Here is a 26,959-nt window from a genome sequence, read left to right as displayed (position 1 = left end):
GATGGGCGGTAAAAACGACGGCGCAGACGAGGCCAAACAGGCCCGCGCGGACGAAGAAGCGCGCCAAGCGCGCATTCGCCAGGGCACCAGCCGCATCAACACCATTTTCGATGGCGGGACCACGACCAGCGGTGCCGTGTCTGGCGCCTACGATCCGACGAAGACGTATTACAACGCCGACGGTTCGATCTGGACGCCGACGGCAGCACCAGCCAACCCACTCCAGGGGCTGAAGGACTTCGGCAATGATCTTCGCAGCGGCGGCAGCAGCGGCGGTGCCAGCGGCGGCGTCAGCGGCTGGGGCGGCGAGCGCGGCGGTAACGCAGGATTGGGAGCCATCGGACGTTCCATCACGCGATTGCTCACGCCGGAGCAGCAGTTCGCGGCGGCGCAGAAGAATGGCGGCCTGTTTTCGAACAAGACCACGACAACCGGCTTCGACGATAATTTCTACAACGGCCGCAAGCAGGCGTATCTCGACTATGCCGACCCGCAGCTTGAAAGTCAGTACGGCGACGCCAACAAGCAATTGACGTTCTCGCTGGCGCGCGGCGGCCTGCTGGACAGTTCCGTTCGCGGCGACAAGCTGGGCGATCTCCAGAAGCTCTACGACACGCAGAAGCAGGCCGTGGCCGACAAGGCGCTGTCATACGAGACGGGCGCGCGCAATTCGGTCGAAGACGCCCGCTCCAACCTTATCTCGACGCTGAACGCCACCGGCGATGCGGAGGGAGCGGCCAAGAGCGCGCTCGCCCGATCGTCGGCCCTGACGCAGCCGGACGCTTACAGTCCGCTCGGCCAGTTGTTCACCGATTTCACCAACGGGCTTGGCATCCAGGCGGCGCAGGAACGGTCCTATGCCGCCGGCGGCGCCAAGCCGCTCTACAACACCGGCCTGTTTTCGAACGCCGGTCGCGTAGCCGTGAACCAGTAGGAGGCGAACATCTGCGACCCGATCACGATCGCCGGCGTAGCGCTCACAGCCGGTTCGACCCTCGCCAACTCGATCGCATCGAGCCAGGTCGCGAAGGCGCGCAGCAACGTCATGGCCGCCGAGCGCATCCGCCAGAACGGTCTCGAGCAGGAAGCGAACGCGCTCAACACGCAGTCGCAGGACCGCTACCAGGACTTCAGCGGCCAGCAGGACGCGAAGGCGACCGAGCTCGGCAAGTATTTCGCCGACCAGAAGATCGAGGACGGCAACGCCAATGCCGCGGCGACGCAGGAATTGAACGTCCCGCAGTCCTCGTCGAACGTGGTCACGCGCGAGGAACAGAAGCAGCGCGGCAAGGCCGATGCCTACGGCCAGCAGCAGGGCGAAGCGCTGGGCAATTTGCGGTCGTTCGGCGATCTGCTGGGCGGCATCGGTCGTCAGCAGGCCCGCGACGCCGGCCAGATCGGCCAGATCGGCGGTTTCGAACGCGGTTCGTCGGCAGTCGTGCCGTATGAACTGGACAGCGCCAACAACGCCGGCAACGGCCTGAAGCTGTTCGGCGATATTCTCGGCCTTGGCGGCACCGTGGCGCTCGGCAAGGGCCTGAGCGCCGGCGCGGATCCGTTGAAGGTATTTCCGAAGGCGCCCGCCGCAATCGCTTCCGCCGACCCGTGGTCGGGAATGCGCAGCGTCGGCAACGCCTACAGCATCTACGGAGTGTAGCGATGCCGATCCGGTCGAACGGCTATTTCAACAGCCCACAGTTCGCGCAAGCAGCGTCGAACCTCGCAACGCTGTTCGAGCCGCCGAGCGGCGCGGACGCTGCCGGCTGGGCCGCCGCCAATGCGAAGAAGGCCGAAGCCACGCGGCTGCAGGATTTCTTCGACTACCGGAACAACCCGAATTTCGACCAGCAGACATTCGACCGCATGGGCGTGGCCGCCGGAGCCTACCAACCGAATCAGTCGTACTATTCGGTCGACCAGGGCAACGCGACGACGCAGCGCGGCCAGGACGTCACGGCGGCCACATCTCGCGCCAACAACGCAGCCGACAACGCGGGCGCCTTGGACCGGACCAAGCTGTCAGAACTCGGCAAGTTCTACCAGCCGCTCAATGAGGGCCAGGTGCGACCCGAGCTTCCAGCCGACATCGCTGGCCAGTTCGGCGTTGACCGCTCGCTGCCGGCCGAACAGGGCAACGTGCGGCCGCTCACGAAAGACCAGGCCGAAGCCCAGGTTTATCAGGGTCTGACGCCGGAGATGCAGCGCGCGATCACGTTCGGCAGCACGCCGGTCGAAAGCGTCGTCACGCCTAACGGCCCGCGCATCGCCACCCGACTGGACGCTATCGGGCAGGAGCCCTACACCGCGCCGAAAGGCAACGGAACGACCATGACGATGCCGGACGGCACCGTCGTTCAGGTCGGCGGTTCCGGTAAAGGCCCGACCGAATTTCAGGGCAAGCAGGACGCCTACACAACCCGCATGGAGGGCGCATCGCCCATCATCGATGCGCTCGGCAGCGAGTTGACTGATCTCCCGCAAGCAGGCGCAGACGCTTTGCCGCGAGTGGGAACCATCAAACTCGGTAACGGAATGCTGTCGGAGAACTACCAGAAAGCCAGCAACGCGGGACGCCTATTCCTAACTGGCGTGCTGCGGCTTGATTCGGGCGCGGCGATTCCGCCAGCGGAAGAAGAGACTTACGGCGACATTTTCTTGCCGCGACCGATGGATAAGCCCGGTTTGATCGAACAGAAGAAGTACGCGCGAAAACTGGCCCTGGAGGGCATTAAGGCCGGCATGACGCCGGAACAGATCAAAGCCGTAGGACAGGCCGTCATCTCTGCCGGCGTTCCTCCGGGGAATAACCTGGACGTGACCGCTCCTGCACAAAATGCCGCCACAGCCCCGGCGCCGGCCGCTGGCGGCCCGCCGCAGCAGGCCGTCGACTTTCTCAAAGCCAATCCCGGCGCCGCCGCACAGTTCGACGCGAAGTATGGTGCGGGCGCGTCAGCGGCTATTTTGGGAGCGCGCTAGTGGCGAACATTTTCGATCAGTTCGACGCTCCGGCGAAAGTGCCGCCGGCCAGCCCCATGGGGCCGTTTCCCGGTATGCTGGAGCAGGGCAACATCGACCTGAACGCACGCCCGATCGTCAAGAACGCCGACGGCTCCTACAGCACCGTGCGCTCGATGTCGTTCGGAGACAACGGCGGTCGCGAGATCCTGGTGCCGACCGTATCGCCGGATGGCAAGATCATGAGCGACGGCGCCGCTGCGGACCTGTACGGCAGCACCGGGCAGAATTTGGGCAAGTTCGACACGCCGGCCCACGCCGACATGTATGCCGAAGCGCTCCACAAGGCCCAGGACCAGCACTATGGCGCGCAGGCGGCGCAGCCCGCCGGCAATGTGTTCGACCAATTCGACGCGCCCGCAGCAACGGCTCCTGCCGCCCCGACCGGCAACAACATCGAAAGCCTGATTCGCGGCACGGAAAAAGCACCCGCCGATCAGCCGTCGTCCGTCAAGGATTTCCTGTATTCGGCGGCTGCCGGCGTGCCGCGCGGCGCGGTCGAATACGGCATGTTGCCCGTCACGGCGGCCCGGCTCGTCGACCAAGGCGGCATGGCGCTCTATGACAAGCTCGCCGGCACGACGCCGGAAGAACAGGCGCAGCGCGCGGCCGACGACAAGAATTCCTATCTCGGCGCCTTCCTACAGCGCATGTACGATGGCCAGGACGCCATTCGGTCCAAGATGGACGAAAACCTGTACGCGCCGCGCACCACGGCGGGCAAGTATGGCCGTACCGTCGGCGAATTCCTTACGCCTGGTTCGCTCGCGGGCAGGGCCGGCGCTGCGGCTACGACGGGCCGCGAGATCGTCCGCAACGGCGTCGAGAACGCCGTCGGCAACGTCGTGCTGCCCGCGCTGGCGTCGGAAGGCGCCGGCCAGTTGGCGGAAGGCACACCCTACGAAGGCGCGGCGCGTTTTGCCGGCGCTTTGGCCGGTAACGCGGGCGTGGCCGCTGGCCGCTCGATCTCGGCGCCGGAAAGCTTCATCCGCCGCGCCACGACCGACATGACGCCCGCCGATTGGGAACGCGCGCTCGGCCTTCAGGGCAATCGCACTGGCATCGCCTTGTCCGGCCCCGAGAGCATTGCGGAAGCCCGTGGCGGCGCCAGCGCGCTACCCGATCTGCTGCGTGTCGTCGAAGGCTCCGTCGAAGGTCGCGCGAACACCGCGCCGTTCTTCGCGCAGCGCCCCGGCCAGGTCGACACCGCCGTCACCAACGTTCTGGACCAGATCGCGCCGCAGCACCCGCAGCCGTCGACGCTTGGCCCGAGCGCTGCGCAGGCGGCGCAGAAGGCTATTTCGTCCACTCCACAGGGCCAGGAATTGCTCGACGCGATCACTGGCGCCGGCCCGCGCACGACCGCGCTCGATGCTGGCACAGCTATTCAGGAACCACTTCGGGGCATCTTCGACCGCCGCGAAGGTATGCGTGCGGCTCTCGGCGACAAGGACTACGCAGCGGCGCGCAAAGCGGCGCCCACGATCCCCGTCGACGAATTGGCCCCGGAGACGACGACCGTTCGGCCCGCTTACACCAGCATCCGGCCGACGGCTGCCGAAGGTGAGGACGTCGCGACGTCGATGACACCCGTTGCGGTGCCGGCGAAGACTGAAACGCCCGCGCTCACCAGCAGGACCGGGATGAACGCCATCCAGGCGGATCCGCGCGATGTCGTGAAATTCATTGACGATCTGGCCCCGACGACGAAGGCTTCGGCCCGCGAGGCGTTGCGCCAGGTCCGGCAGTCGATGTTCGACAAGGGCGGCGTCGACACCAGCGTCACCGGCTTGGACGCCACGCGCCACCAGATCGGCGACATGATCAACGTCGCGAAACAGTCCGGCGAGAACCACACCGCCGCCGTGCTTCAGCAAGTCCAGGAACGCCTCGACGCAACGCTTGCGGCGGTCCCCGAGTACGGGCTGGCGAAGAAGAATTTCGCTGCCGCGAGCACGCCGCTTGCGCCGTTCGAATCGCCGGGAATGTCAAAGGCGATCGAGCGCGACGTTCACAACAAGCAGTTCACGACCGCACCGGAAAACGTACCGGCAGCGATCTCGTCGCCGTCTGAGGCGCGCAACTTCAACGCGGTCGCTCCGACCGAAGCGCGCGTCGCATTCGAAAACCATCTCGCGACACAAATTCTCGACAAGGCCACGGACGCATCCGGCAGAGTCAACGCCGATACGTTGGCTGTGGCCCTACGTGACAACCAGGACATGCTTTCGCAGTACCCGGCGGTGGCCGATCGGCTGCAGAAGATAGTTGGTGCCGACGCGAACATGGCACCGGCTCGCGCCGGCCCGATCGGTCAGGTGGCCGCCGCCACGGATACCGCCGGCGCCGGCAACGCGCTTCTACCGCAGAACCCGCTCACCGGCTCTGGCGGCGAGGCTGGCGACGCAGCGCGGCGTCTTGTCGCAGAAGACCCGGCCACGACCGCCGGTCTTGTGCGGCAGAACATCGCCGATCGGCACACCAAGGCGTCTACGGAGACGCAGGGCAATAGCCGCGATAACGCAGGCACGAAGTTCCACAAGGACGTTGCCGGCAACGACGCCCGCAGGGAAGTGCTCGACGCGGTGCTGCGCGAAGTCGCGCCACAGGCCGGCGTCTCAATGGATGACCTGTTGACCGTGTTGCACGCCACGGGCAACCGCCAGGCCGTCGGCAGCCGCACGGCGTTCAACGCGGCCGCACAGGAAGCGCTCGGCGCGGCGTCTCCCGCTGCAGCGGCGTTCGCCTTCGCCAAATCGCTCGGCGGCAGCCTCATCAACCAGGCCGGCGACGCGACGAAACGCGCGGCGCTCCGGGGCAATCTCGGAACACTGGCGGAAATGTTCACCGATCCGCATTCGGTCGAATTGATTCGTCAGGCGGTGGAACGCGGCGCGCGGCCAAGCTTCGGCAATGCGGCGCTCAGGTCCGCGGCAGAGACTGGTTCGACGTATTATGACCCTGCCGGCGCGCGTTGATGTTCTTGCGCAGTCGTGCCGCGCGGCGCTTGTCGCGGGTTTCCTCGAGCAGCGGCCCGAACAGGAAATAGGCCGCGTTGGCGGCGATGAAGACGACGATGAGTGCGGCAAACCAGTTCATCGGTCGAGGATAACAGGAAGTTTTCCGTATGTCGAATGACCCTGTAACCGACTATATCATCCGGGCCGCGCAATCCCGCGGCATCGATCCGAACGTGGCGCTTCGCGTCGCGAACGGCGAGGGCGGCGTGAAAAACCCGTTCCGGCACGGCGAGGGGCCGGCGCCGCGCAGCCAGGCGCCGGGGCTCGGCCCCTTGGAGAATTCATTCGGCCCCTTCCAGCTTTACGTCAGCGGCACCGGTGCCGGTCTTGGCGATCGGGCGGTGGCCGCTGGCATCGACCCGCGCAAGAACTGGCAGGGCGGCATCGACTTCGCGCTCGACGAGGCCAAGCGCGCCGGATGGAGCCAGTGGTACGGCGCGAAGGCTGCGGGCATTACCGGTCGCATGGGCATCGGCGGCGAGCCAGGACCGTCGATCGCCGCAACCATGGCGCCGTCTGCCGGGCCGGCACCGGCCGCGCTCGGCGATGTCGTCGCTCCGGCACCCGTCGTTCCGTCCGCTGTGGCGGCCCTGCCGGGCATCGGTGACGCGGTCGCGTCGTTCATGCAGAATCGCCAGCAGCGCGAGCAATCCGCAGCGAACGAACACGCGCGGCGGCAGCAGCTATTTGGTGATTTAGGCAGCCTCTACGGTTGATCACGTCGGCCAGTACTTTCGACAGAACCGACAACCGCTGCGGTCCGTTATGACCCGTTAATGACCCGTTGACTACCAAATGACTTGCAAAACCAATTTTGTAGAGCGCCGTTGATTGAAATACTTTTCAAAGCAGTTTCAGTCACTTAGCTGGTAGAACGCAACGTCGAGACGGCTTAAAACAGTGTAACCGTCATACGGTTGTTGCATGAATCGGGGCATAGGCTGCTCGAAAGCAAGGGTGATCCGCGATGCCAGGCCAAGAGCCCCGCACTTTCCGCAGCATGTTCATTTCCGATGTCCATCTGGGCTCGAAAGCGGCAAAGGCCGATTTCCTGATCGATTTCCTGCGCTACCACGATGCCGACATCATCTACCTTGTCGGCGATATCGTCGACGGCTGGCGCCTGAGGCGCAGCTGGCACTGGCCGCAAAGCCACAATGACGTCGTGCAGAAACTGCTGCGCAAGGCGCGCAAGGGAGCCTCGATCACCTATATCGCCGGCAATCACGACGAATTCGCCCGCCAGTTCCAGGGCGTGCATTTCGGCGGCATCGTCGTTGCCGACCGTGCTATCCACGAAACCGCCGATGGCCGGCGGCTGCTGGTCATCCATGGCGACCAGTTCGACACCGTCGTCCACAACCAGCGTTGGCTCGCCTATCTCGGCGATCATGCCTATGACGCCGCCATGCAGGTCAACCGGGTGATCACGCGGCTGCGACAGCTGCTCGGCCTGCCTTACTGGTCGTTTTCGTCCTGGGCCAAGGTCAAGGTCAAGAAGGCGGTGAACTTCATCGGCTCGTTCCAGACGGTGCTCAGCGAGGAAGCGCGACGCTCGCATGTCGACGGCGTCATCTGCGGGCACATCCACCATGCCGCCATCGAAAGCTATGGCGACGTGCAATATATCAACACCGGTGACTGGGTGGAGAGCTGCACCGCGGTGGTCGAGCATTTCGACGGCCGAATGGAAATCCTGACATGGGCGCATATCCTGCCTGAAGCGCCTGACGAGCCCTTCATCCCGATGCTCATCGAGGACAGGGTAGTGCAGGCCGCCTGAGGCGGAAGCCGGCCCTGAACGTTCTGGTGCCAATCGACTGGTCCAGCCGGTTTCGCCCGGTTTTTCCTCATGTTAAGGATCGGTTTGCGCTGCTCGCCGGTCGTTGAGCGCAGCGTCATTGGATCGATTCATGCCGCTGCCACCGCTTTCGCCCGAACAACTCGTGAAGCCGAGCCGTTTTGAGTTGCGCATGAGTCTGATCTTCGGCACGTTGTTCATATCACTTGGCACCCATTTGCCCTATTTCCCGCTTTGGCTGCAGGCCAAGGGATTTCACGCCGAACAGATCGCGGTCATCCTGGCGGCGCCGATGTTCCTGCGCGTGGTGACGACGCCGCTGCTGACGACGCTCGCCGACCGAGCCAGGGACCGCGCCGATGTCTATGTCGTGCTGGTCGCGGCCTCGCTGCTGCTCTCCGCGGGGTACTTCCTGACACCGACCTATGCGACTGTGCTGGCAGTGTCGTTGTTGCTGACCATTGTCTGGACGCCGCATTCGCCGATCGCCGATTCGCTGGCGCTTTCGGGCGTGCGCCGCTTCGGTTCCAATTATGCGAGCATGCGCAAATGGGGGTCGATCTGCTATCTCCTGGCCAATGTCGCGGGCGGCTTCATCCTGGCGGCCAGCGGCCCTCAAGCCGTTCCGGTGATCATATTCCTTGCCCTTGGCGCGGCACTCGCCGCAGGCCTGCTGGCGCCGCGCATGGGGCGGCCGCGCAAAGCCTCGCCGTTGTCGGCGGCGGAAATCCAGCACGCGGCGCCGGGGCTATTCAATGCTTATTTCCTCTATTTCACGCTTGGCGTCGGCATCATCACCGCCAGCCATGCCTTCCTCTACGGCTTCGTCTCGATCTACTGGAAATCGATCGGCATCAGCGATTCCCTCGTCGGTCTGCTATGGGCATGGGGCGTGGTGTCCGAGGTCTGCATGTTCCTGTTTTTCAATCGCATATTCGCCTCCGTACCCGTCGTCCGGGTCATGCTCATTGCCGGAATCGGTTCGATCGTGCGTTGGATCGCCTTTCCGCTGGTGTGGCCGCTCGGCCTTGGCGTCAGTGGCTTCTTCGCCGTGCAGTCGCTGCATTCGGTGTCTGTCGCAATGGTGCTGATCGGCCTGCAGAAGATGATCGCCGAGACCGTCTCCGAAGAGCGCACGGGTGCCGCGCAAGGCATTGCCTATTTCTTCAACGGCTTCTTCATGGCCGCCGTCACGCTGGCTTCCGGTCCGCTCTATGACCGCCTTGGCGTCGACGGGTTCCTGGCGATGATCCCGATCGCGATCATTGGTCTCGTGCTGATCGGGCTTGCCGCGCGCTCAGCCCCACAACGCCCGACCCGGGGGTGAGACGAGCGATCCCTGGTAAACGAGGCCCGGCACACGGTCGCGAGCAAGCAGCAGCGGACCGTCGAGGTCGACGAAATCGGCTCCTTGCGCGAGCAGCACCGCCGGCGCCATTGCCAGTGACGTGCCGACCATGCAGCCGACCATGACACCAAAGCCCAATTCACGGGCGCGGTCGCGCAAGGTGAGCGCCGCCGTCAGCCCGCCGGACTTGTCGAGCTTGATGTTGACGGCGTCGTAGAGACCGACAAGCGCTTCGAGGTTGCTTGCTTCATGAACGCTCTCGTCGGCGCAGATCGGCACCGGATGCGCTATGTGGCGCAGAATGCCGTCCCGGCCCGCCGGCAGCGGCTGCTCGATCAAGGAGATTCCCTGTTCGGCGGCAAAGGCGAAGTTGGCGACAATGTTGTCGTCGGTCCAACCTTCATTGGCATCGAGGATCAGTCGGCTCTCAGGCGCGGCCTGTCTCACCGCCCGGATGCGGGCGATGTCGTCGTCGCCGCCGATCTTGACCTTGAGCAGCGGCCGGCCGGCATTGGCGCGAGCCTGTGCCGCCATCGCTTCGGGTTCGCCGAGCGACAGCGTGTAGGCGGTCTCGAGTTGATGCAACGGGGCCGGCCAGATTGCGTCCGCCACCGGATTGCCGCTGATCTTGGCTTCAAGGTCCCAAAGGGCACAGTCTATGGCGTTGCGCGCCGCTCCGGCAGGCATTGCGTCAAGCAGGGCGGTTCGGTCCATGCCGCCGGCGATCCGGTCGCGCATCGCCTCTATCGCGTCACGGACACCGTCCATGGTCTCACCATAGCGCTTATAAGGAACGCATTCGCCGCGCCCGCTATGACTACCCTGGCTGATCGTGCAGGTGATCACCTCGGCCTCGGTCTTGGAGCCGCGCGAAATGGTGAAGGTTCCGGCGATCGGAAACCGCTCGGCCTCGACCGAAATGACACGCGCCATATTTTTCTGCTCCGGCGATGCGAGAAGGGTTGTCGGCAAATCGACAAGGTCAGACCCATCAGGTTAAACAGGACGCCATGTTGACCATCGGCAAACGCGACGCAAGCGGCACGGCCGCCTCAGGGGCTGACCACGACCCGCGCGTGGCGGTCGGCGAGGAGGGTGATGTCCTCGGCTGCGCGTTCTCAGGTATCTGGACGACACGGACCGTGGCGCTGATCGACGCCGACATGCGCAAAATCGAGAAACGAAGCGGTTTCAAGACTTTGGCGCTCGATCTTTCGAAAATCGAAAAAATCGATACCGCCGGCGCCTGGCTGATTGACCGGCTGGTCAGCGCCTTCGAGAAGAAGAACGTCGAGGTCCGGCTGCAAGGCCAGAGCGAGATCGCTTCCATCCTGCTCGACGCGGTCAACGAAGCTGTCCGGCGCGAACCCGAATCCGGACCGGCGCGGCCGCCCAACATCGTCATTCGGGCGCTGGAGGCGGTTGGCCGGCGCGTCTACGAGATGCGCGACGATTTCCTCGCTTCGATGAATATATTGGGCGCCACCATCCGTGGCGCGCAAATGAAGCTCGGCCGCGGTCATGCCGTCAATCCGGCGGCGATCTTCAACCAGATCGATCGCATGGGCGTCGGCGCGATACCCGTGGTGGTGCTGATGTCGGCGATAGTCGGCGCCATCGTTGCTCAGCAGGGCGCCTATCAGCTCAGCTATTTCGGCGCCGACATCTTCGTCGTCGATCTCGTCGGCGTGCTGATCCTGCGCGAACTCGGCGTGCTGATGACGGCAATCATGATCGCCGGCCGCTCCGGCAGCGCGATCACCGCCGAAATCGGCTCGATGAAGATGCGCGAGGAGGTCGATGCGCTGAAAGTCATCGGCCTCAACCCGATCGGCGTCCTGGTCTTTCCGCGTCTTGTGGCGCTGGTGATCGCCTTGCCATGCCTGACGATCATCGCCAATTTCGCGGCACTCGGCGGCGGCATTGTCGCTGCCTGGCTCTACTCCGATATCCCGCCCGCCGCATTCATCGACCGGTTGCGTGTCGCAATCGATCTAAGCACGATTTTCGCCGGCCTGATCAAGGCGCCCTTCATGGCCATGATCATCGGCACGATTGCCTCCGTCGAGGGCATGAAGGTCGGCGGCAGTGCCGAATCGCTCGGCCAGCACGTGACCGCTTCGGTGGTGAAATCGATCTTCGTCGTCATCATCCTCGATGGGCTTTTTGCCATGTTCTACGCAGCGATCCAGTTCTAGTAACATGGCAAAAGGCAACGGAGTCACGACTGAGGTGCCGGACGAGAGCGAGATCGTGCTTTCGGTGCGCGACGTCACCGTTGCCATCGATGACAAGCTGATTCTCGACAAGCTGTCGCTCGACATCAAGCGCGGCGAGATACTGGGGTTCGTCGGTGCCTCGGGCGCCGGCAAGTCCGTGCTGTTGCGCACCATTCTCGGGTTGATGCCCAAGCAGTCGGGAACAATCAAACTGTTCGGCGTCGATGTCGACAAGGCAAGCGATATGGAGCGTCTGCGCATCGACATGCGCCTTGGCGTGCTGTTCCAGCATGGTGCGCTGTTTTCGTCGCTGACCGTGATGGAGAACGTGCAGGTGCCGATGCGCGAATATCTCGATTTGCCCAGGAAGCTGATGGACGAGTTGGCGCTGCTCAAGGTCGAACTGGTCGGGCTACCGCCGGACGCGGCCCTGAAATTCCCCTCCGAGCTCTCTGGCGGCATGATCAAGCGTGCCGCCCTTGCCAGGGCGCTGGCGCTCGATCCGGACATCGTCTTTCTCGACGAGCCGACATCAGGCCTCGATCCGATCAGCGCGGCCGAGTTCGACGAACTCGTCGTCAAGCTGCGCGACACCATGGACCTGACCGTTTACATGGTGACCCATGACCTCGACACGCTGTTTACCGCCTGCGATCACGTGGCGGTGCTCGGCAAGAAAAAGGTGCTGGTCGAAGGCACTATCGACGACATGCTGAAGAGCGAGGAACCGTGGGTGAAATCCTATTTCCGCGGAAAACGCGCCCGGCAACTTGATCTTGCCGCACGTGCATAGCCATAAGTGAAGCAATGGAAACCAGAGCCAACTACGTCATTGTCGGCATTTTCACGCTGGTTGCGATCCTGGCGGCTTTCGGCTTCGTCTATTGGACGGCCGCGATCGGCAACAGGGGTGAGACGACGCTGCTTCGGGTGCGCATTCCGGGCTCGGCCTCCGGTCTCGGCCGCGGCAGCTTCGTGCTGTTCAACGGCGTCAAGGTCGGCGACGTCAAGCGCGTCTATATCGACGTCGACAATCCGACTGTCGCCATCGCCGACACCGAGATCGACCGGATGACGCCGATCACCAAGTCGACGCAGGCCGATATCGGCCTTGCCGGCCTCACAGGGCAGGCCAATATCGAGCTCAAGGGCGCCGACCCCAAGGAAGTGAAGCTGCTCGACCAGGCCGAAAAGGAAGGCAAGGTCGCCGAGATCGTCGCCAATCCATCGGCGGTGACCAATTTGCTGCAGACGGCGCAGAACATCTTCACCCGCGCCGACAAGGTGCTGACGGAGCTGGAAGGCTTCACCAAGGACGTCCGCGGGCCGCTGACGCAGACCGTGCACAACGTGCAGACGTTTTCCGATGCACTGGCCAGGAATTCCGACGGTATCGACAAATTCCTGTCCGCCGTCAGCGCGCTGTCCGATGAGCTGAAAGGCGTTTCAGGAAAGCTCGACGGCACGCTGAAGGCGGCGGAAGGCCTGCTCAACGCGGTCGACAAGGACAAGATCAAGAGCATCGTTGCCAATGTCGATACGGTGACGGGGAACCTCAAGGAAACCTCGCGGCAGCTCGATGGTGTGATCAAGAACGTCGATACGGCGGTGGGATCGGTCAACGATTTCGCCAAGCAGACGCAAGGCACACTGGCCAAGGTTGACGGCGTGCTCGATGGTATCGACCCGGCGCAGGTCCGCACGGCCCTAGCCAACATCCAGAAGGCCAGCGACAGCGCCAACAAGGCGGCAGCCGATATCGCGCAGGTGACCGGCAAGATCGCCAATCGGGCCGACGACATCGACCAAACGATCAAGGACGCCAGGCACCTGGCGCAACGGCTCAACGACGCCTCGGTGCGGGTCGACGGCATCCTCGCCAAGGTCGACAAGCTGCTCGGCTCGGGCCAGGCCGACGGCGTGTTGGCCGACGCAAGGGATACGCTGAAATCGTTCAAGCAGGTCGCCGATACGCTGAATGCCCGCCTTGGGGTCATCACCGACAATCTGGCGCGCTTCTCCGGTCAGGGGCTGCAGAATGTCGAGGCGCTTGTGCAGGACAGCCGCCGCTCGATCAATCGCATCGAGGAGGCGGTGACGGATCTCAGCCGAAATCCGCAGCGCATCCTTTCGGGTGGCGAAGGCGAGGTTCGGCAGTTCGACGGCAGGGCGCGGCGTTGACTTCGGCGCCGGCCCGCCGCAAGAACATTGCTCGCGAATGCGGGTTGATCTTACGATCCGGGGACAACGGGGATCACGCGTGACTTTGAGCAGGCTTGGAACGGGCGGGTTGAAATCAGCCGCGGCGCTGCTTGTCCTGGCGGTTGCCGGTTGTGCGGTGCTGGGCGCCAAGCCCACACCGCTCGACACGTTCGAACTGTCAGCGCCATCCGTCGACGCGCATGGCCATAGCCGCAAGCAAATCCTGATCGCGCAGCCTTCGGCGCTGAAGGCGCTGGACAGCCAGAACATCGTTATCAAACCCTCGGATCGCTCGATCCAATATTTGAAGGGCGCTCAATGGGCCGACCGCCTGCCGCTGGTCGTGCAGGCGCGGCTGGCCGAGACGTTCCAGCGCTCGGGCAGCTTTGCCGGCGTCGGGAAGCCGGGCGAGGGGCTGGCGATCGACTATCAGGTGATCGTCGAGGTCCGGTCCTTCGAAGTGCGTGTCGACGGCGGCGAACATGCCGAGGTCGAGCTGTTCGTGCGCTTGCTCAACGATCGAAACGGCGAAGTGAAGGCTTCCAAGAGTTTCACCGCATCGGCACCGGTATCGGGCAGCGGCAACCCGGCCTATGTCGGCGCTCTCGACGCGGCCTTCGGCGATGCTGCCAAACAGATCGTCCGGTGGACCGATTCGGTGATCTGAGCGTCAGGCGCGCAGGGATTCCACCAAACTCTTTCAGGCTACGGACGGTCAAAGACGTCCGGCCGCAGCTTTCCAGTCTTCATCAGGTGCTGCAGGGTGTAAGTCACGGACAGCGCATCGTCGAGCGCGTCATGTCCCTGCAATGGCGGGTGTTCGACGCCGTAGTAATCCGCAAGCTTGTTGCTCGGCGTCCTTGCCAGGTCCTCGATCGGCATGCCGGCCGCGATCAGCAGCTTGACGGCGTTGTCGAACCGGGTGGCCGGGATGGGCGGCTCGATGCCCGCGACATAGCAACTGATGGCGATCATGTTCAGTTCGTCCTTGCCCCAGGACCAGAACCGAGCCCCATCGGAGAAACGATCGATGCCGGCAAGAGCTTCTTCCAGCTCGACGCCCTCTGCCTCGATGACTTCTTCGGTGATTCCGGTCAGCCTGGTGAAGAACGGATCGAGCGCGTATCTCTCGCCAAATCGGTCGATCGGCCTGATGTAGGCCTTGTGCGTGCCCAGCACGGGGAAGTCACCTTCGAGGCCGAACCTTGCCGCGCCGATTTGTGCGATGACCGGATCGGGGTCATGCGCCGCGCACCAGAATCTGCGTTGTGAGCCCTCGAGGCAGAGAAACTCGCAGTCGAAGATGATTGCCGTCTTCACAACTCAGGATCCGGTTCCGGGAAAACGAGATAAAACCCGGATGCGTCTTCCGGGTGGCGACATCAGTGCCTTCAAGAAAAAAGGCGGGAGTCCCCCGCCATTTTCGTTTTGGCTCGTCGACCGCTTAGTGCAGGCGGCCGCTGGCATGGGCCAGCATGGTGTAGACCTTGCCGGTGTCCGACGTGAGATAGGTCTGCGCCATGATGTTGTCGCGGTCGTTGCGCGAGACATCCTTGAGCAGCTTCTCGAAATCGTCGCAATAGCGGTCGACGGCGGCTCGGAATTCGGCCTCCGCCTGGTACTTACGGCGGATTTCGTCGAACGTCTGCTGGCCCTTCAGCGTGTAAAGCCTGCGTGTGAACACGTCACGCTCGCCACGCCGGTAGCGGTTCCACAGCTCGATCGAGGCATCGTGATCGATCGCCCGTGCGATATCGACGGACAGCGAGTTCAGCGATTCCACGACATGCAGTGGCGAACGCTGGGCAGGGGTCGGGCGCGGGGCTTCGGCAGGCGCCTGGGGGGCCGCCGGCTGGAGGTCGGCATCGTTCGACGCGGCGGTCAGCAGATCACGCACCCAGCCGCCTTGCGGCGCGCGGGCAGTGGTGTCGGCGGCACGCTGGCGCGGTGCCGCCTCCGCCGGACGCTCCAGATCGAGCGTGCCACGCAGTCCCGCGCCGCCCAGCGGCGCCTGCGGCGGGCGCAAATCCGCCTGCGGCGGTGCCGGGGCGCGACGGGGCGGCTCGGCGGCCCGTGCGGCCGGTGCCTGCGGCGCCGGGCGCAAGGGGCGCGGTTCCGAGGAGTCGCCGCCACGACCGGATTTCGCAACGATATCCGAAAGCTCCTTCAAGGCGTTTATCTGCTCGGAAACAGCGCGGCGGATGGCCGAGGTCGATTCCTTGGCCTCTTCCGGCATCTCGATGACGCCTTTCTTGAGTTCGGCGCGGGTGAGGTCGAGTTCGCTCTTGATCGAGCCCGCCGTGCGCCGCATTTCCTCGGTCGCATCGGCGAAGCGCTTGGTTGCCGACTCGACGACATCGGTGATGGCGTTGCGGATCTTGTCGGCAGATTCCAGCGTCTTGCCTTCGGCGTTCTGCAGCGTCTGGCCGACCAGGTTTTCGAAAGAACGCATGACCCTTTCGAGATCCTCCGACTTCTTGACCAGGCCAACGGCGAGATCCTCGAGCGACGACTGTCTTTCCAGCGTGTGTTCGAGGTTGCTCTGGGCCGAGCTCAGCAGGTCCGAAGCGCCGGCGAGCAGGCGGCTGTGTTCGTCGAACTTGGTGGCGATCGAGGCGACTTCACGCAAGGTCGACGACGACAGTTCCGTCAGCCTTGTCGTGTTCGAATCGACCAGACGAGCCGAGCTGGCAAAGGTCTGCGCCGCCTTTTCGGTGGTCGCCGCGAAGCTTTGCGTGCTGCCGGTCAGGCGTTGGTCGACCTCGCCGAGGTTGACCGCGGCCTGCTCGATCAGCTGACCGAGCTGCGAACTGGACTTGGTCATACGGCCGATGAGATCGGCGACGCTGTCGGACAGCGACGAACGGGCGCCTTCGACCGCCGACAGGGTTTCGGCGGTGCGGTTGGCCAGCGCGTTGACCAGGGTCGCATTCTCGCTGCGCAGCTTCTCTGTCGCGCGTTCGGTGACCTCTTCCATGCTCTTTTGCAGTTCCGAGCCGCCCTGGGCGAAGCGCTCGACCAAAGGCCGCGCGGTTTCGTCGAGGATCTTCGACATCTCGGCGGACCGCGCCGCGAGCATGGTGTTGAGCTCGCGGGTGTTGGCGCCGATCGTCTTGGCGGCGTCGTTGGTGCTCTGGCCGATATGCTGGCCGACCGCGGTGAAGGTCTCCGCGATGACATTGGCACGCGATACGAGTTGCGCCTCGGCGGTCGATACCTGCTCGTTGATCTTCTGGCCCATCGTCTCGGCAGTGTAGGCGAGCCGGTTTTCGACGCCGGCGATCTGCTCTTCGACCCGGGCGGCCGCGGCCGCCGCGCTCGACGCGAGACGCTCGTCGGCGCCGGCAAGCGCCTGCTCGATTTCGCGGGCATGCACGGCCAGTTCCTGGCCGGTCTGGCGCGCGCGATCGGCGACCCTCTGTTCGGTGCTTGCGAAGGCGCCGACTATGGTCTGCGCATGCTCGCCGATCGTCGAGGTGCTGTCGGCGATGCGCGAAACCAGGCGCTGGTCGGCGTCGTCGAAGATGCGGGCGATTTCGGATGCCCGGCTGGACAGCGCGTCCGAGCCTTCGGCGATGCGCGAGACCAAGTGCTGGTCGGCGGCATCGAAGATGCGGCCGAGATCCGACGCGCGGGCGGCGAGCGCCTCGGCGGATTCGCCGATGCGCATCCCGAGCCGCTGGTCGGCGCTTTCGAAGTTGCGCAGGATGTCGCCGGCGCGGGCGGCCAGCGACTGCGCCGTTTCCACGGCCCGGGCGACGAGCTTCTGGTCGGCCGCGTCGAACGTGCCGGCAATCTCGCTAGCGCGGGCGGCAAGCTGATCGGCGGCCTCCTGAGCCCGAGCGGCCAGTTGATCAGTGGTTGCTTGTGCGCGGGCGGCGAGCTTCTGGTCGGCCGTGTCGAAGGCGCCGGCGATCTCGCCAGCGCGAGCGGCTAGCTGATCGGCGGTTTCATGGGCGCGGGCCAGCAGCGAGCTGGAGGTGTCGTCGGCGCGGGCAAGCAAGGCGTTCGACGTATCTTCCGCTCGGGCGTGGAGGCGACGATCGGCCTCCTCGAAGGTGCGGGCAATGTCTTCGGCCCGTGCCAGCAGGGCGGCGGACGTCTGTTCGGCGCGCTCGGCGATCTTGCGATCGGCGTCGCTGAAGGCGGCACCGGCCTGTTCGTGCAGCGTGCTGGTGACTTCCAGCACCTTTTCGCGCAAGGCGCCGGCGACGAAGACCGCGCTCTTCTCGAGCACGCTGCGAACGTTGTCGACACCTGTCGACAGCGCGCGCTCCATGGTGCCGGCACGTTCCTCGATGATGCCGGTCTGGCGGCTGAACGCCTGCTCGATCTTGTCGACATCGGCAGCGATCGCGGCGGAAATGTCCGTGCTCCTGGCGGCGATCTGGTCGATGTGACCCGACAGCGAGCGATCGACGTCCTTGCGGGTCTCGGCGAGCTTGCCGAGATCGTCTTCCAGCGCGCGGCTGAGCATATTGCGGCCTTCGGACAACTTGCCGACATGTCCGGCGATGATGTCGTCGATATCGCCGCGGCTTTCGGTCAGCTTCTGCAGGTCGGCTTCGAGAGCGCGCTTGAGAATGTCGCGGCCTTCGGCCAGCTTCTCGACCTGGCCGGCGACCAGACCGTCGATGCTGGAGCGGCTTTCGGCCAGCTTGGCAAGATCGGCCTCCAGCGCCCGCTTGAGGACATCGCGGCCTTCGGCCAGCTTCTCGACCTGGCCGGCGACCAGACCGTCGATGCTGGAACGGCTCTCGGCCAGCTTGGCAAGGTCGTCCTCAAGGGCCTTCGACAAGGTCGAACGCTCCTGGACAAGCCGTTCCGCATGGTTGTTGACGTGTCCGCTAACGGTCAGCAGGTCGGCCTCGAGAGCTCTCGACAAGGTCGAACGCTCCTGGGCAAGCCGCTCGGTGTGGCTGTCGACGTGGTTGCCGACAGCTTCGAGGTCGGCTTCCAGCGCTTTCGATAGTGTCGAACGCTCCTGGACAAGCCGGTCCGAGTGGCTGTTGACAAGGCTGTTGACGGTTTCGAGATCGGCCTCCAGCGCACGGGCGAACTGGGTGCGGTCGTCGACCAGTTTCTGGGACTGATCGGCAACGGTGTTTCTGACCGTGTTGAGGTCGGCTTCCAATGCGCGGCGCAGGATGTCGCGACCTTCGGCGAGCTTCTCCACCTGGCCGGCGACCAGCCCGTCTATGCTGGAGCGGCTTTCGGCCAGCTTGGCGAGATCGTCCTCCAGCGCTTTCGACAGGGTCGAGCGATCCTGAACCAGCCTGTTCATGTGGTCGGCGATGACGCTGTTCACATTCTGCAGATCGGCTTCCAGAACGCGCGAGAGCTGTCCGCGATCCTCCGCCAGTTTGTCCGACTGGCTCGAGATGACGTTCTTGATTGTGTTGAGATCGGATTCCAGGGCGCGCTTGAGAATGTCGCGGCCCTCGGCCAGTTTCTCGACCTGGCCGGCGACCAGACCGTCGATGCTGGAGCGGCTTTCGGCCAGCTTGGTGAGGTCGGCTTCAAGCGTCTGCGACAGCAGGCTACGGTCTTCCGCCAGGCGCCCGGAATGGCTGTCGATCAGGCCACGTATGCCCGACAGGTCGCTTTCAAGCGAACGGCCTAGCTGCGTGCGGTCTTCGGCCAGCTTTGCCGAATGCGCCTCGATGAGGTTCTTGATACCGGCAATGTCGTTTTCCAGCGCCTTGGCGAGCACCGCGCGGCCCTCGGCGATCTTCTCGACCTGGCCGGCGACGAGGCCGTCTATGTCGGCGCGGCTGTCGGACAGTTTGCCGAGATCAGCTTCCAGCGCACGCGACAGGATGTTGCGGCCTTCTGCCAATTTTCCGACATGTCCGGCGACCATTTCATCAATGATCGTACGAGCTTGCACCAGTTTACCAGAGTCTTCGTTGAGAGCCAGAGAGAGCCGGTTGCGGCCTTCCTCCAATCGTTCGAGATGGCTGCCGAGCGACGCATCGATGGCGGCGCGCGATTCGTTGACCTTGCGCAGATCTTCTTCGAGCGCACGCGCTATCAGGCTGCGGCCTTCGGCCAGCTTCTGCACCTGATTGGTCACGGCGGCATCGATGCCGGCGCGGCCCTCGGCGAATTTCTCCAGGTCCGCCTCCATGGCGGCAGCCATGCGCTCGCGGCTCTCGGAGAGCTTGCGGCTGTGGTTTTCGACGGCTTCCTCGATGCCGACGCGGGCATCGGCAAGCCTCTGGATATCGGCGTCGAAGGAACGCGACACGACGTGGCGGGCTGCCTCCATGCGGCCGGCGAAATCGCTGGCGCGCGCTTCGAGCATGGATGAGGTCGAGGTGACGATGTCGGCCATGTCGGCGCCGATCTGGGTCTTGCCCTGATCGATCATGGCCGACAACGTGTCCTTGCTCTCGGCGAAGGTGTGGGCGATTTCACGCGCACGCTCGACCAGCGTTTCGTTGATCTGGCGGGCACGGGCCTCAAGCGCGGCATTGAGCTTCTGCGTGCCGGTATCCAGCGCTTCCGCGCGGGTCTGGAACTCGCTGATCAGCGCCTGGCCGCGTTCGGCCAAGGTACGCTCGATGCCGTCGAGGCTAGCCTCGAACTCGGAATTGAGGGTGCGCGCGGCGCCGCCGAGCAGCGACACCATGCCGGTGGTGCGGTCGTCGAGCAGGTCGGTCAACGAGCGGGTCAAGCCGTCCGTGGTGTCCGTCAGCTTGGCGATACGGGTGTCGAGCAGGCTGGCGAAAGCCTCGCCGGAGGTCGAAAGCCGGTCGGTGATGTTGTCGAGGCGGCCCTCCACCGAGTCGAAGATCGACAGCGAGCTTTCGTTGATGCGGTCGATCAGCGTGTCGCCGGAATTGGTGATCGTCATCGACAGTTTGGTCGACGCATTGAGGATGCTGTCGCGGATGATGTCGCTTGCCGCGCCGATTTCATCGCGCAACGTCTCGTGCGCGCCGGAGATCGAGGCGCGGACGCGTTCGGCATGGGTGACCACCGCTTCGCGTTCGCTGCCCAGTCCGTCGACCAGCGACCTGATCCGGGTTTCGTTTTCCGAATAGGAGCGCTCGATCTGGTTGACCTCGCTGTGAACCAGCGTTTCCAGTTCCACGGCACGGGCAAGGGTGCGTTCGATGCCTTCACCCATGGCGGCCACCTCGCGGCGGACGGCCTGGCCGATCATCATGACGCGATCCTGAGCCATGTTTTCCGGCTCGGTCAGGCGGAAGGCCACTTCCGTCATCGATTGCGCGGCGATGCGCATGTCCTGGGCACGGCGAATCATCGCCGCGAAGGCCCAGAACAGGATGACGGGCACGATTGCCGCGACGGCCAGGCCGATCAGTTCGGGGCGGGCAAAGAACTGGTCCAGCGTGCCTATCCGCCAGATGCTCGGTCCAAAAAGCAGGTTGGCCAGTCCGCCGGCGCCGGCGATCCAGGCGAGCGAGACAAAGGCGATGACCCAGTAGATGGTGTTGGAGGCGCGCCTGTTCAGGCTGTGCAGAAGGGTCTTGTAATCTTTCTGGCGATCGTCGTTGGCTGGCGCGAAGCCAGCGGGCTGGCCACCATTGCGCGTCTCCACCGGGCGAAGTTCGGCCGGCTTGGCCTTTGGCGCGGGCTTCTCGGCCTGAGCCTGATTGACGACGGGCGCCGCCGGCTGATTGCGTCCCTCGCGTGCCAGCTCGTCGGCGGCCTGCGATATCTGCGCTTCCAGATCTTCCATCGAAGCCGCGATATCGAGGTCGCCACTGTCGGTATCGCCGCTCAGGTCGAGATCGAGCGCTTTTTCGAGTTCCCTGGCTACGTCGCTGTCGAGATTTCTGGTCGTATTTGGTTTCTTCGCCATGCCTTCGCTACCCTGTACTAGCTGCCGCGGGGGCTTATAATTCTGTTTGTCTTACCCCCGCGCAGGAGGCTGAAAATGGACCCTCGTATCGTAATGACACAGGGGGGTAAAGAAAACATGCATTCCGCGGGATACGTAAAACTTTAAATATAAGGTTAACGGAAGCGTGATTTGGGCGCCGCTTTGGCAACATTTTTTCGGGCCATTCATTAACCCGTTGTCCACTGGAATCGCCTAGTTTTTTCAGGCGGCCGAAGAAAATGGAGTTCGAGTTCATGCGTGGCGAAAGCGGCATTGCCTTCTCAATGCCGGGGGGCGACGTGTCGGGAACGAGGCAGTCCCGGCCGGTCGATTTGGCACACCTTGCCCGGCAAACGATGGGCGACCGCGCCCTTGAGCAAGAGGTGCTGGCGCTGTTTGCACAGCAGGCATTGTCGGTGCGCGACAAAATAGTCGATGCCGACATCAAGGACCGGCTTCTGCTGGCTCATGGCTTGAAAGGATCGGCCCGCGGCGTGGGCGCCTTCGCCATCGCCGATTGCACCACCGATATCGAGCACCAGCCGGAGAACCTCCAGACGCTCAATCGGCTCGGCAAGCTTATCGACGAAGTGCGCGACTTCATCGCCGCCATCAATCGCTGATTCCGGTTTGCGACAAAAACGTCACGGAGCGGCGCTTTCGCGCGGCAGTTGACTTGTTTGCCGGAGTGATTATCTCGGGCGAAACTCGCTTTCGTCCCGGGCGAAATTCCTTTCGTCTCGGGCGAAACTCCCTTCAGGTGACAAATGACCAAACTGACCTTCATCGCCCATGACGGCACACATTTCGACATGGATGCCGAAAACGGCTCGACGGTCATGGAAAATGCCATCCGCAACGCCGTGCCTGGCATAGAGGCGGAGTGCGGCGGCGCCTGCGCCTGCGCGACCTGCCATGTCTATGTCGATGAGGCATGGACGGCAGAAGTCGGTGAGCCCGAGGCGATGGAAGAAGACATGCTGGACTTCGCCTATGAGGTCCAGCCGAACTCGCGCCTGTCGTGCCAGATCAAGGTGCGCGACGCACTCGACGGCCTGATCGTGCGGGTGCCCGAACGGCAGGGCTGAAATCCACATCGGCGATTTTTCCCGCTGACGCTTGGCAGCGGGGCAATGGTCATGCAGTCTCGCCCGGACTTTCGCAGCGAGGCGCATCAATGACCGGGATCATCAGCACAGACGTCCTCATTGTCGGGGCAGGGCCGGTCGGCCTGTTCGCCGTGTTCGAGCTCGGCTTGCTGGACCTGAAGTGCCATCTGATCGACATTCTCGACAAGCCCGGCGGCCAATGCGCGGAACTCTATCCGGAAAAGCCGATCTACGACATTCCCGGCTGGCCTTCGATCTCGGCGCAAGGGCTCGTCGACAAGCTGCTCGAGCAGGTTGCGCCGTTCAAGCCGGACTTCACCTACAACCGCATGGTTTCCAGTCTCGAAAAGTTGGACGACGGCGGCTTTCGCGTGACCACGGACGAGAACGAGGTGTTCGAGGCCAAGGTGGTGGTGATCGCCGCCGGCGGCGGCTCATTCCAGCCGAAGCGCCCGCCAATTCCCGGCATCGAAGCCTATGAAGGCACGAGCGTTTTCTATTCGGTCCGCCGGATGGAGGATTTTCGGGGCCATGACCTGGTCATCGTGGGCGGCGGCGACTCGGCGCTGGACTGGACGCTGAACCTGCAGCCGGTGGCAAGGAGCGTGACACTCGTTCACCGGCGGGCGGAGTTTCGCGCGGCGCCCGACAGCGTCAACAAGATGTACGCCATGCAGGAGATGAAGCAGCTGGAATTCAAGGTCGGCCAGGTGGCCGGGCTCACTGGAGCCGATGGCCAACTGGCATCGGCCACCATCAAGGGCGGCCCGGATGGCGACATCGAGGTGCCTTGTACCCGCATGCTGCCGTTCTTCGGCCTGACCATGAAGCTCGGCCCGATCGCGGAATGGGGGCTCAATCTCAATGAGAACCTGATCCCGGTCGACACCGAGAAATTCCAGACATCGGTGCCCGGCATTTTCGCGGTGGGCGACATCAACTCGTACCCGGGCAAGCTGAAGCTGATCCTGTCGGGTTTCCACGAGGTGGCGCTGATGGCGCAGGCCGCCAAGCGCGTCATCAGCCCCGGCGAACGCATCGTGTTCCAGTATACGACTTCGTCGACCAGCCTGCAGAAGAAGCTCGGCGTCTCCGGCTAATTATTCCGGCAGGATCGGCGCCGGATCGTCGACGTGGCCTCGAAGTTCTTTCTCGGGCATCAGGGTCAGCGTGATAAGGCCCAGTACCAGAGTGCCGGCCGCGACGAGAAAGATCATCACGAAGGGCTCGGCCGATACGACATGTCCAGCCACCTCGACGCCTTCGTCGGCCAGCGGCAACCCAAATCCGAGAGCGACGGCGCCGAGCATCGCGACCCCCAATGCACTGCCGAGCGAACGTAGAAAGGTCAGCACTCCCGTCGCTACGCCAAGATGCATGCGGTCGACGGCGTTCTGCACGGATACGGTGGTTACCGGAAATGTCGTCCCCGTCCCCAGTCCGATACAGATGGTCAGGACTTCGACGATAAGCAGCGATGCATCGCCGGCGACAAAGGCCAGCAGGCCCATGCACAGGATGGCGAAGATGACGCCGACCATGGCGATGCGCTTGTAGTGGATGAAGCGCGGTATCAGGCGGCCGCTGGAAGCGGCGCCGGCCACGGTTCCAAGCAGAAGGCCAAGCATTGCAATGCCCGATTCGCTGGCCGTCAGGCCAAGGATCGATTGCAGATAGACGGGCAGATAGACGGCGAGGCCGACGCTGGAGGCCTGGAGCAGGAACATCGACAGAGTGCCAGCCAGGACGATCGGGTTGCCCAGTACCTCGAGCGAAATGAGCGGTTCGGCCGCCCGCGTCAGCCGCAGGGCAAAGGCGCCCCAGAAAAGCACGGAGCACGCCAGGACGCCAATGACTTCCGGCGATAACCAGGGATAGGCGCTGCCGCCCCAGTTCAGCGCCAGCAGCAACAGCGCCGTGGCGACGATGAGCAGCAATGCGCCGAGACCATCGATGCTGTGATTCTTGGCCACGATCGGCAGCTTCTTGAGCGGCTTGTTGATGATCGCCATCGCAACAAAGCCCAGCGGGATATTGATCCAGAAGATGAGTGACCAGTGCAGATGCTCGGCAAAAGTGCCGCCCAGCAGCGGACCGGCGACGCTGGCGACGGCCCAGGTGCCTGAGAACCACGCTGCATAGCGCGCCCGCTCGCGCGGCGGGACGAGGTCTCCGACCACGGTCTGCGTCAGCGCGAAAAGGCCACCGCCACCGGCCCCCTGGATCGCGCGCCCCAGGATAAGGACGAACATGTTGGGGGCCAGTGCGCTGACCAGCGATCCGGCGAGAAAGATGAGGATTGCCGCGTAGACGGTCGGCCGACGCCCATGGACGTCGGAAATCTTGCCGTAGAGCGGTGCCACGGCGGTTGCGGTCAAGAGATAACCGGTGACGATCCATGGCAGGTATTCGGCATGGCCGAGCGAGCGCCCGATGGTCGGCATGGCGGGCGCGACGATGGTCTGGTCGAGGGCTGCCAGCAGCATCGACAGGAGAACGCCGCCGATGATGGCGTTCTTTTCGCTTTCTGTCAGCGGCGCGCTCGCCGCCGCCACGGCCTGCTTGTCGACAGCCTGGTCCATGTCTTCTCGTCCACGCGCTTTGCGCTGCCGCATCGGGTCTGCCTGGTGCATCCGCGTCACGATCGATCGTGATGCCCGTGCTTCCAGTTCGTGCCCGTGGCAACCCTGGATATGTCGTTCCGTATAGGCCGATTTCGCCTGGTGCTCGAAAAAAAATCGAAACTGGCTCTACGCTTCCACCCGGTTGGCTTGGACCCTGGCGAACGGAGGCGGCGAGGAAATTCAGGTCGGCGGCTGCAATTGGCCACTTCCGATGCGTTCCATCCGGTAGCGCATCAGCCGCAGGATGCGGCTTTCGAAATTGACACCTTCGACACGGTCGAACCGCAGTTGGTCCTGATCGTGTCTGGCAAGCTCAGCCGCCGTGATCTCGGCGGCCTTGGCTTTTGCCGCATCGCAATCCTTCTGCGGATAGGTCGCCTTGAGCGCATCTTCCAATGCGCGGCCGTGGTTCTTGGCGATCTCGACATGGCGGTCTTCATGGCGCTTGATGTCGGCCGACAATGTATCCCAGAACAGCCGCACATCGGCGTCGGCTTTGCGCGGGCGGCGCCATTCGGGAAGGATCACCTTGACCTTGACGGTGACGACCGCGTCGGCGATCCGGCAGGAGCCGGACTGGCTGGCGTAGCTGATGCGTGTCGTGAAGGCCATCTGGGTGGCGCCAGGGTGGCGCGACCCCGTGCTTTTGACCTGCGGCCCGTGTTTGGCGAGTTGCTGCTCAATATCCTCCAGCGTTCTGCCGCCAATGGCGAAATAGCTGTATGTCTTCACCAGATTAGCCGCATCCGCCGGAACGGCGACGGTAAGCAGCAGTGCGCAGAGCAGGGATCGTGTCATCATGTTGCCTCTTCGGTCACCTTGCTTTACGGCCTTTGCCGGCGCAACGGAACTGATCCGATGCGGATCACACATCGTTGATGGCCCCTTGGTTGGTGAACCCATGGTTGATGCGCAATGACGGCGAGGCGATGGCAGCTGGCGCATGAGCGTCATCTCGAGCTTGGCGGCAAGGCCGTGGTCGTCGGCATCCTCAATATCACGCCGGACAGCTTCTCCGATGGTGGCCTGTTTGATGCTCCCGAAACCGCGTTGGTCCAGGCGCGCCGCATGATCGGGGAAGGCGCCGCGATCATCGATGTTGGCGGAGAATCGACCCGGCCGGGCGCAGCCGCGATCTCGGCCGGCGAGGAGCAGGCCCGTATCCTGCCCGTGATCGAAGCACTGGCGCATGCCGGCGACGTGCTGATCTCGGTCGACACCTATCGTGCGGAGACAGCGCGGCTCGCGGTGGCTGCCGGCGCGCACATCGTCAATGATGTCTGGGGTCTGCAGCGCGAACCCGACATTGCGCGGGTGGCGGCCGAAACCGGCGCCGGGCTTGTCATCATGCATACCGGCCGGGATCGCGAGAAGCTGCCCGACGTGATCGCCGACCAGCTGGCGTTCCTGGGAAAATCGCTGGAGATCGGGCGCGGGCAGGGTGTCGCCGACGACCACATCGTGCTGGACCCCGGCTTCGGCTTCGCCAAGGAGACCGCGGAGGAAAACCTCGACCTGATGGCGCGGTTCTCCGAGCTCTGCGCACTCGGCTTCCCGCTGATGGCCGGCACGTCGCGAAAACGCTTCATCGGCACCGTCACCGGTCGCGACGCCGCCGACCGGGCTGCCGGGACAGCGGCGACCAGCGTCATTCTCCGACTCAAGGGCGCGCATCTGTTTCGCGTCCATGATGTCGCAATCAACGTGGACGCGCTGGCCGTGGCGGATGCTATGCTGGCGCGGGAAACCGGATCGGAACGCTGAGC

Annotated in this window: 21 protein-coding genes; 15 read left to right on the top strand and 6 right to left on the bottom strand. The window is 63.9% G+C overall.

What is annotated here, in order from left to right; all coding sequences use genetic code 11:
• Nucleotide 1 precedes the first annotated feature (1 nt).
• From LB543_RS04925 to LB543_RS04910, 4 genes are all read left to right on the top strand, one after another.
• On the top strand, nt 2-934 hold the full coding sequence (locus LB543_RS04925) for a hypothetical protein (protein WP_224613242.1): 933 nt from the start codon (nt 2-4) through the stop codon (nt 932-934).
• 111 nt (nt 935-1,045) lie between these two features.
• Nucleotides 1,046-1,657, top strand: coding sequence for a hypothetical protein (locus tag LB543_RS04920; protein ID WP_224613241.1), 612 nt, complete (start codon nt 1,046-1,048; stop codon nt 1,655-1,657).
• A 2-nt stretch (nt 1,658-1,659) separates the two neighbouring features.
• Nucleotides 1,660-2,976: a hypothetical protein gene (locus LB543_RS04915; protein WP_224613240.1), complete on the top strand. Its 1,317-nt coding sequence runs from the start codon at nt 1,660-1,662 to the stop codon at nt 2,974-2,976.
• The gene (locus LB543_RS04910) at nt 2,976-5,993 is read left to right on the top strand and encodes a hypothetical protein (RefSeq protein ID WP_224613239.1); all 3,018 of its coding nucleotides are present in this window, start codon (nt 2,976-2,978) and stop codon (nt 5,991-5,993) included. The genes LB543_RS04915 and LB543_RS04910 overlap by 1 nt, the downstream gene beginning before the upstream one ends.
• Here the strand turns inward: LB543_RS04910 and LB543_RS04905 are convergent.
• Nucleotides 5,938-6,114, bottom strand: a complete 177-nt coding sequence (locus tag LB543_RS04905; protein ID WP_224613238.1) for a hypothetical protein — start codon at nt 6,112-6,114, stop codon at nt 5,938-5,940. The genes LB543_RS04910 and LB543_RS04905 overlap by 56 nt on opposite strands.
• A 28-nt stretch (nt 6,115-6,142) precedes the next feature.
• Here LB543_RS04905 and LB543_RS04900 point away from each other — a divergent pair, with 28 nt between their 5' ends.
• The 3 genes from LB543_RS04900 (at nt 6,143) to LB543_RS04890 (ending at nt 9,163) form a co-directional block, all read left to right on the top strand.
• Nucleotides 6,143-6,751: a hypothetical protein gene (locus LB543_RS04900; protein ID WP_224613237.1), complete on the top strand. Its 609-nt coding sequence runs from the start codon at nt 6,143-6,145 to the stop codon at nt 6,749-6,751.
• Between the two features lie 284 nt (nt 6,752-7,035).
• A complete protein-coding gene (locus LB543_RS04895; protein ID WP_032936358.1) occupies nt 7,036-7,818 on the top strand; it encodes a UDP-2,3-diacylglucosamine diphosphatase in 783 nt (260 codons plus the stop codon).
• Nucleotides 7,819-7,948: 130 nt separating this feature from the next.
• The gene (locus LB543_RS04890; RefSeq protein WP_224613236.1) at nt 7,949-9,163 is read left to right on the top strand and encodes an MFS transporter; all 1,215 of its coding nucleotides are present in this window, start codon (nt 7,949-7,951) and stop codon (nt 9,161-9,163) included.
• Here the strand turns inward: LB543_RS04890 and dgcA are convergent.
• Complete coding sequence (gene dgcA, locus LB543_RS04885; protein WP_224613235.1) at nt 9,134-10,117, bottom strand: N-acetyl-D-Glu racemase DgcA; 984 nt, start codon at nt 10,115-10,117, stop codon at nt 9,134-9,136. The genes LB543_RS04890 and dgcA overlap by 30 nt on opposite strands.
• A gap of 77 nt (nt 10,118-10,194) precedes the next feature.
• Between dgcA and LB543_RS04880 the strand changes: the two genes are divergently transcribed.
• Genes LB543_RS04880 through LB543_RS04865 form a run of 4 tightly spaced genes read left to right on the top strand, consistent with a single transcriptional unit; the run spans nt 10,195 to nt 14,272 of the window.
• Nucleotides 10,195-11,382, top strand: a complete 1,188-nt coding sequence (locus LB543_RS04880; RefSeq protein ID WP_224613234.1) for an ABC transporter permease — start codon at nt 10,195-10,197, stop codon at nt 11,380-11,382.
• Between the two features lie 4 nt (nt 11,383-11,386).
• The gene (locus LB543_RS04875) at nt 11,387-12,196 is read left to right on the top strand and encodes an ABC transporter ATP-binding protein (protein WP_224590186.1); all 810 of its coding nucleotides are present in this window, start codon (nt 11,387-11,389) and stop codon (nt 12,194-12,196) included.
• A 14-nt stretch (nt 12,197-12,210) separates the two neighbouring features.
• A complete protein-coding gene (locus LB543_RS04870) occupies nt 12,211-13,584 on the top strand; it encodes an MCE family protein (protein ID WP_140757564.1) in 1,374 nt (457 codons plus the stop codon).
• A 37-nt stretch (nt 13,585-13,621) separates the two neighbouring features.
• On the top strand, nt 13,622-14,272 hold the full coding sequence (locus LB543_RS04865; protein ID WP_224590188.1) for an ABC-type transport auxiliary lipoprotein family protein: 651 nt from the start codon (nt 13,622-13,624) through the stop codon (nt 14,270-14,272).
• A gap of 38 nt (nt 14,273-14,310) precedes the next feature.
• On the opposite strand, the gene LB543_RS04860 is transcribed toward LB543_RS04865, so the two are convergent.
• Nucleotides 14,311-14,925 carry a 3'-5' exonuclease gene (locus LB543_RS04860; RefSeq protein WP_224613233.1) on the bottom strand — a complete coding sequence of 205 codons (615 nt, stop codon included), beginning with the start codon at nt 14,923-14,925 and terminating at the stop codon, nt 14,311-14,313.
• A gap of 124 nt (nt 14,926-15,049) precedes the next feature.
• Nucleotides 15,050-21,439 carry a kinesin gene (locus tag LB543_RS04855; protein ID WP_224613232.1) on the bottom strand — a complete coding sequence of 2,130 codons (6,390 nt, stop codon included), beginning with the start codon at nt 21,437-21,439 and terminating at the stop codon, nt 15,050-15,052.
• Nucleotides 21,440-21,714: 275 nt separating this feature from the next.
• Between LB543_RS04855 and LB543_RS04850 the strand changes: the two genes are divergently transcribed.
• From LB543_RS04850 to LB543_RS04840, 3 genes are all read left to right on the top strand, one after another.
• Entirely contained in the window at nt 21,715-22,083 is a 369-nt protein-coding gene (locus LB543_RS04850; protein WP_224613231.1) for an Hpt domain-containing protein, read from the top strand.
• Between the two features lie 144 nt (nt 22,084-22,227).
• Nucleotides 22,228-22,548 carry a 2Fe-2S iron-sulfur cluster-binding protein gene (locus tag LB543_RS04845; protein WP_140757559.1) on the top strand — a complete coding sequence of 107 codons (321 nt, stop codon included), beginning with the start codon at nt 22,228-22,230 and terminating at the stop codon, nt 22,546-22,548.
• 89 nt (nt 22,549-22,637) lie between these two features.
• A complete protein-coding gene (locus tag LB543_RS04840) occupies nt 22,638-23,669 on the top strand; it encodes an NAD(P)/FAD-dependent oxidoreductase (RefSeq protein ID WP_224613230.1) in 1,032 nt (343 codons plus the stop codon).
• Here the strand turns inward: LB543_RS04840 and LB543_RS04835 are convergent, their stop codons facing one another.
• Entirely contained in the window at nt 23,670-25,151 is a 1,482-nt protein-coding gene (locus LB543_RS04835; RefSeq protein ID WP_224613229.1) for an MDR family MFS transporter, read from the bottom strand. It abuts the gene before it with no gap.
• Nucleotides 25,152-25,373: 222 nt separating this feature from the next.
• Nucleotides 25,374-25,994: a DUF922 domain-containing Zn-dependent protease gene (locus LB543_RS04830; RefSeq protein ID WP_181178407.1), complete on the bottom strand. Its 621-nt coding sequence runs from the start codon at nt 25,992-25,994 to the stop codon at nt 25,374-25,376.
• A 114-nt stretch (nt 25,995-26,108) separates the two neighbouring features.
• Between LB543_RS04830 and folP the strand changes: the two genes are divergently transcribed.
• A complete protein-coding gene (gene folP / locus LB543_RS04825) occupies nt 26,109-26,957 on the top strand; it encodes a dihydropteroate synthase (RefSeq protein ID WP_140808606.1) in 849 nt (282 codons plus the stop codon).
• The last annotated feature ends 2 nt before the right edge of the window (nt 26,958-26,959 follow it).

This window comes from Mesorhizobium sp. ESP7-2, assembly GCF_020164715.1.
GTDB lineage: Bacteria > Pseudomonadota > Alphaproteobacteria > Rhizobiales > Rhizobiaceae > Mesorhizobium.
Note: the sequence above shows the minus strand (reverse complement) of the source record. Positions and strands in the feature narration are given on the sequence as shown.

Coding starts and splice junctions, on each gene's coding strand:
- LB543_RS04925 (WP_224613242.1), top strand. CDS start 2: ATGGGCGGTAAAAACGACGGCGCAGACGAGGCCAAACAGGCCCGCGCG.
- LB543_RS04920 (WP_224613241.1), top strand. CDS start 1,046: ATGGCCGCCGAGCGCATCCGCCAGAACGGTCTCGAGCAGGAAGCGAAC.
- LB543_RS04915 (WP_224613240.1), top strand. CDS start 1,660: ATGCCGATCCGGTCGAACGGCTATTTCAACAGCCCACAGTTCGCGCAA.
- LB543_RS04905 (WP_224613238.1), bottom strand. CDS start 6,114: ATGAACTGGTTTGCCGCACTCATCGTCGTCTTCATCGCCGCCAACGCG.
- LB543_RS04900 (WP_224613237.1), top strand. CDS start 6,143: ATGTCGAATGACCCTGTAACCGACTATATCATCCGGGCCGCGCAATCC.
- LB543_RS04895 (WP_032936358.1), top strand. CDS start 7,036: ATGTTCATTTCCGATGTCCATCTGGGCTCGAAAGCGGCAAAGGCCGAT.
- LB543_RS04890 (WP_224613236.1), top strand. CDS start 7,949: ATGCCGCTGCCACCGCTTTCGCCCGAACAACTCGTGAAGCCGAGCCGT.
- dgcA (WP_224613235.1), bottom strand. CDS start 10,117: ATGGCGCGTGTCATTTCGGTCGAGGCCGAGCGGTTTCCGATCGCCGGA.
- LB543_RS04880 (WP_224613234.1), top strand. CDS start 10,195: ATGTTGACCATCGGCAAACGCGACGCAAGCGGCACGGCCGCCTCAGGG.
- LB543_RS04875 (WP_224590186.1), top strand. CDS start 11,387: ATGGCAAAAGGCAACGGAGTCACGACTGAGGTGCCGGACGAGAGCGAG.
- LB543_RS04870 (WP_140757564.1), top strand. CDS start 12,211: ATGGAAACCAGAGCCAACTACGTCATTGTCGGCATTTTCACGCTGGTT.
- LB543_RS04865 (WP_224590188.1), top strand. CDS start 13,622: ATGCGGGTTGATCTTACGATCCGGGGACAACGGGGATCACGCGTGACT.
- LB543_RS04855 (WP_224613232.1), bottom strand. CDS start 21,439: ATGGCGAAGAAACCAAATACGACCAGAAATCTCGACAGCGACGTAGCC.
- LB543_RS04850 (WP_224613231.1), top strand. CDS start 21,715: ATGCGTGGCGAAAGCGGCATTGCCTTCTCAATGCCGGGGGGCGACGTG.
- LB543_RS04845 (WP_140757559.1), top strand. CDS start 22,228: ATGACCAAACTGACCTTCATCGCCCATGACGGCACACATTTCGACATG.
- LB543_RS04840 (WP_224613230.1), top strand. CDS start 22,638: ATGACCGGGATCATCAGCACAGACGTCCTCATTGTCGGGGCAGGGCCG.
- LB543_RS04835 (WP_224613229.1), bottom strand. CDS start 25,151: ATGGACCAGGCTGTCGACAAGCAGGCCGTGGCGGCGGCGAGCGCGCCG.
- LB543_RS04830 (WP_181178407.1), bottom strand. CDS start 25,994: ATGATGACACGATCCCTGCTCTGCGCACTGCTGCTTACCGTCGCCGTT.
- folP (WP_140808606.1), top strand. CDS start 26,109: ATGACGGCGAGGCGATGGCAGCTGGCGCATGAGCGTCATCTCGAGCTT.